We start from the raw sequence: 4,764 nt of genomic DNA, 5'->3' as shown, positions 1-4,764 counted from the left end.
TCTCAAATGCGATATTCTGGGGAATTGATTTTTACTACAACTCGGATATGGGTGATTCGAACATCGGAACGTCGCTAGGTGTTAATTCGAAGCAATATGCGTCATTCCGACACACTGATAGTGCGGGTAAACTACAAACCATCGGTAGCAACGACCAAGCGCAAAACGTCAGTCTAAGTCGTGGTGGTGATGATGTCGGCTTTGCTTGGGCACCCGTGTCAGTTTCAAGTGACGGTCGTCAAGTGGTTGGTAATATCACGATAACTGGGTACGGCAAGACTTGGACACAAACAGTGACAGTGGCCCGTAACATGGGGTTCTCTGTCTTTGGTTCAACGGGTAATGAAACCTCAACCATGTCCGTCAATATGAAGACGTTTAGCGTGAAGTATGGAACCGTCCAAGCAACCTTTAACGGTGTCGCCGCCAAAACGACGGTTGATGCGAGCGATTTTAAAGCGCCAGTCTTTAATCCAGCCCAGAAGCCAGCGGTGGTGGGAAATACGGTTACGGTGGTGCAAAGTGATGCTGATGTTGATGCGGCAAGCAAGACGACCAAATTTGATCCTAACTTTGTGTATGTTGCACCTAAAGTAGCTGGCTACGATTTTACGGGTGATAACCGCAAAAATTATCAACAGTTTACGATTGCCAACAGTGATGATGATACGAATCACTTTGATTTAACGTATGAAAAGAAAAACAAGGTGACGATTAAGTATCAATATGCCACGCAGCTGGGGACCTATTTTGACTCGGTCACAAAGTCGGGATATGACGGGGATGATTATAGTGTGACCTCACCGGATATTGTGGGCTATAAGCCAGATATCGCAACGGTCACTGGTAAGTTGGGTGATAAAGATACCGTTATTGTGACCTATGCACCGTTGGTTAACAAACCATTGAATCCATTTGATCCCGATTATGCCAAGCCGGTAAATCCGTTGATTCCAGGGACGGATACGCCAGTGGGGAAGGAACAATCAGGCATCTTGACGGTCGACTATGCCTCGACTTTGGATTTTGGAAAGCAAAAAATTTCAGGGCAATCGACAACGTATGCTGCGAGTGCACAAAAGTTTGCTGATGATGCACACAGTACATTGATTGCACCTGTTTACGCGCAAGTATCTGACTTGCGGGCACAAGCGGGTGGCTGGACGCTCCAATTGGCGACGTCAGCGTTGAAAAACAAGACCACGGGCAAGCCGTTGCAGGGGGCATCATTATCGTTTGATAATGCTAAAATGGCCACTACGCCAGGAAAATTGACGGGGAACGTTGTTGACAAGCAAACGGTGGCATTTGGTCAAAGCGCAACGATTATGACAACAAACCAAGCAAACATACCCGGTACTTGGTTGGCGGTTTTTGGTGGCCAATCTGATTTAGGTCAAACTGACGGTCGGGATGTGGATCAGGCCGTCAAGCTGGCTATTCCAGGTGGTAGTGCGCAACAAGGTGACTACACGGCAGATTTAACGTGGACCGTTTTAGATACGGTTGGGAATAAGTAAGATGAAAAAACGACGAATTTTGTTAGGCTTGGTCCTAACATTAGGGCTTTTCGCCCCTTCGGTTTCGGCAGATGGGTTGCCATTTGCGGTGACACCACAACCAATGAAAGCACAACTTGATAAAACGGCGCATTACTACGATTTGAAGACGCACCCGGGACAAGTGGTTGTCCTGAAAATGCAGGTTAAAAATTTAACGCAGACGACGAAAACGGTTCGCATGATTCCCGAACCGGCGCGGACAAATCCGCTTGGTGATGTTGTCTATGATCGCACTGTTGGTCAGGCAATTAACCCGCGACTAGGGTTTGAAAAATTAGCGACAGGTACCCAGAAAATGAAATTATCTGCTGGTCAGACCCGTTACTTGACCGTCAAGGTCCGGTTGCCAAAGACAATGGGGAACGGGGTAATCGCTGGTGGTCTCCACTTTCAAGAAGTGACGGCGCAACGGCAACGTAGCCAACAGCAAATGTTAGCAAATCGCTATGCCTATGTCTTAGGAGTTGTGCTGCACACGGGTCACGTAAAAAAAGTGGCGAAGGTTAATCTACAAGCACGGACGATGGGTCATCAAATTGGTATTGGTATCAATAATAAGGCGAACCAGTTTATTAATCAGGTGAAAGTGACGCAAACCGTGAAAGATGCCAGGGGACACGTGGTACATCAGGCAGCGGTACAGGGTAAGCAATTGGCGCCTAATGTCACGGCAGCTATGACGCTGGATCAACACACGTATCAACCGGGTGACTATCAGGTGACGACACGGTTTACTAGCAAGACAGTGCATCAAACCGTTACGAATAATGTTAAAGTTAAATAGTCAACGAGTAGCCCTTAGCGATGTGCGTCGCTAAGGGCTTTTTGTGATATCACGGGTGCGATGTAAAAATGCTATACAGAGCGATATTAATAGCCGTATAATAAAATCTAGAACCGACGAGGGGAATAAAGATGTTTGATTTAGAAAAACTATCAAAAAAGGAATTACGGCGTGGCAAGTGGCTGACCATTCTGGCGCTGTTTATTGGTGTCGGTGCAATTTCGCCCGTCCAAGCAGCAGCTAGTTCGGCCTTAACGGCTGGACTGCTGGTAGCAATTTTTGTCGCACCAAAAACGGTCTTGCGCTGGATTTTGCCACTCGCATTAATTGCAGCGACCTGGTCTTTTTCAGGGGTGAGCTGGTTGCTACAAATTGTGCTGACGGTGGCCGTGATTGGTGCGCGCCAAGTGCTAGTGGGCCATGTTAAAGCGCCAACTAAATTAACGACTCAGACCAAATTAAAAATTAACGGTCAAGGGTTGAACAAACGGGATTTAACGGTATTTAAAGCCGTGTTTAATCGCACAAACGACAGTGTGACGCATGTTGAACAGCTACTGACTGAAACGAATGGGCTACGCAAGATTGCGACCGAAACCGAAGTGATTCGGTACGCTCGTGGTGTGGTGAAGGAACTCGCAGATGATCCAACGCAGCTGACGGACGCAGACGATTTTGTTTATACACATTTACCTAATATGGAAAAGATTTTGATGACGTATCATGACATTATTAGCCATGAAATGATTGATGAATCTGATAAACAACAATTAGCAGCTGCCCGAGATGTGTTGCGCCAATTGGCTGATCAAATCCAGCAAGATTATCGCCGTATCACGCGTGATGATATTACATCTTTGCAAGATCAATTGGATACTGCAAAACGAACAATGAGGAAATAAACATGACGGAAGAGTTAGTAAAAACACCTGAAGCAACGACCCCCGAGTTAACAGATACGTTGACGTCTGACGAAAAAGCCAAGGCATTACAGTTGGCACAAACCCTTGATATGTCTGCCACAGATTCTGTTTTGACTTATGGCTCTGATGCCCAAAAGAATTTAACGGATTTTTCACAGGGCGTTTTGGATCGGGTGCAAAATCAAGATGTTGGTCCAATTGGGGATGCACTGACGGAATTGATGGGGAATTTGAGTGAAGCGAATCCCAATGAATTGATTCCAGAGAAGCAAGGCTTCTTTGCACGCGTCTTTAAGCGGGTTCAGAAGTCAATTTATGAAGTCACTGCCAAATATCAGAAGATTGGTGCCCAGGTTGATAATGTTGCGGCACGCCTTGATCGCCATAAAGAGACTTTGTTAGCTGATAACAAAATGCTTGACGGTTTGTTCCAACAAAACTTAGATTTCTTCAAGCAACTTAATGTTTATATTGCAGGTGCTGAAATGAAGTTAAGTGATGTTCGTAATCGCGAATTACCCGCTGCCCGGGAAGTTGCGCAAGCGTCAGGTGATCAATTAGATGCCCAAAAGGTGCAGGACTTGGTGCAGTTTGAACAACGTTTAGAGAAGCGCAGCAATGATTTGAAGTTAACGCGTCAAGTTGCCTTGCAACAAGCACCGCAAATTCGTCTGATTCAATCAACCAATCAAGTATTGGCCGAAAAGATTCAATCGTCGATTTCAACAGCTATTCCATTATGGAAGAACCAAGTTGCCATTGCGTTAACTTTGTTGAAGCAAAAGAATGCTGTGGCGGCCCAACGCGCGGTAGCAGATACGACTAATCAATTGCTCCAAGCGAATTCCGAGATGTTGAAACAAAGTGCTGTTGAGACTGCAAAGGAAAATGAACGTGGGGTTATTGATATTGAAACCTTACAAAATACCCAAGCTAATCTGATTGAAACCATTGAAGAAACCATGCAAATTCAGCGTGATGGCCGTCAAAAGCGGGCCGATGCAGAAGTGAAGATGCAGGAGATGGAAACGGAATTAAAGCAGAAACTGCTGGCAATGGCCGACGAATCGGTACCACGCAAGAATGTGAATTAATAAAAAAGCTGACCGAATATGACAATCGGCCAGCTTTTTTCATAGGCTATTCATAAAATCTTTTGATACCTAGGTTGTATAAGCAAAACATTTGACACGATATAATCTGCATATCAATGCCTACATAGATCGTAACAACTTACTATAAAAGCTAGCAGGCCTGATACGAATTTTTCTTAATCATTTTTTAATAAATGGTCAAGGACAGCACATTGTGACTGTCATAGCACTGTAATTTATTCGCAATTTTTCGTAAAAATAGGGGTTACATGTTCACAACTAGACGGCTATAATTGTAGCCATAGGTAGCAGTAACACCGTAGTAGCCGAAAGGGGGCAAATATGGTCACGTTATATACATCACCTAGTTGTACATCATGCCGCAAAGCGCGCGCATGGCT

At 45.1% G+C, this 4,764-nt stretch carries 4 protein-coding genes; all 4 read left to right on the top strand.

Annotated features, from left to right (window positions below):
- Positions 1–1,520, top strand: a 1,520-nt coding sequence (locus tag WEIDD23_RS09055) for a WxL domain-containing protein (RefSeq protein WP_062358926.1), incomplete at its 5' end; no start/stop codon positions are given.
- A 1-nt stretch (position 1,521) separates the two neighbouring features.
- The gene (locus WEIDD23_RS09050; protein ID WP_010372482.1) at positions 1,522–2,346 is read left to right on the top strand and encodes a WxL protein peptidoglycan domain-containing protein; all 825 of its coding nucleotides are present in this window, start codon (positions 1,522–1,524) and stop codon (positions 2,344–2,346) included.
- A gap of 131 nt (positions 2,347–2,477) precedes the next feature.
- Complete coding sequence (locus tag WEIDD23_RS09045; protein WP_010372485.1) at positions 2,478–3,248, top strand: 5-bromo-4-chloroindolyl phosphate hydrolysis family protein; 771 nt, start codon at positions 2,478–2,480, stop codon at positions 3,246–3,248.
- A gap of 2 nt (positions 3,249–3,250) precedes the next feature.
- The gene (locus tag WEIDD23_RS09040; protein WP_010372487.1) at positions 3,251–4,363 is read left to right on the top strand and encodes a toxic anion resistance protein; all 1,113 of its coding nucleotides are present in this window, start codon (positions 3,251–3,253) and stop codon (positions 4,361–4,363) included.
- Positions 4,364–4,764: the final 401 nt, after the last annotated feature.

It is taken from the genome of Weissella sp. DD23 (genome assembly GCF_001579105.1).
GTDB lineage: Bacteria > Bacillota > Bacilli > Lactobacillales > Lactobacillaceae > Weissella > Weissella cibaria.
This window is presented reverse-complemented; position numbering and strand designations above follow the sequence as displayed.

Coding starts and splice junctions, on each gene's coding strand:
- WEIDD23_RS09050 (WP_010372482.1), top strand. CDS start 1,522: ATGAAAAAACGACGAATTTTGTTAGGCTTGGTCCTAACATTAGGGCTT.
- WEIDD23_RS09045 (WP_010372485.1), top strand. CDS start 2,478: ATGTTTGATTTAGAAAAACTATCAAAAAAGGAATTACGGCGTGGCAAG.
- WEIDD23_RS09040 (WP_010372487.1), top strand. CDS start 3,251: ATGACGGAAGAGTTAGTAAAAACACCTGAAGCAACGACCCCCGAGTTA.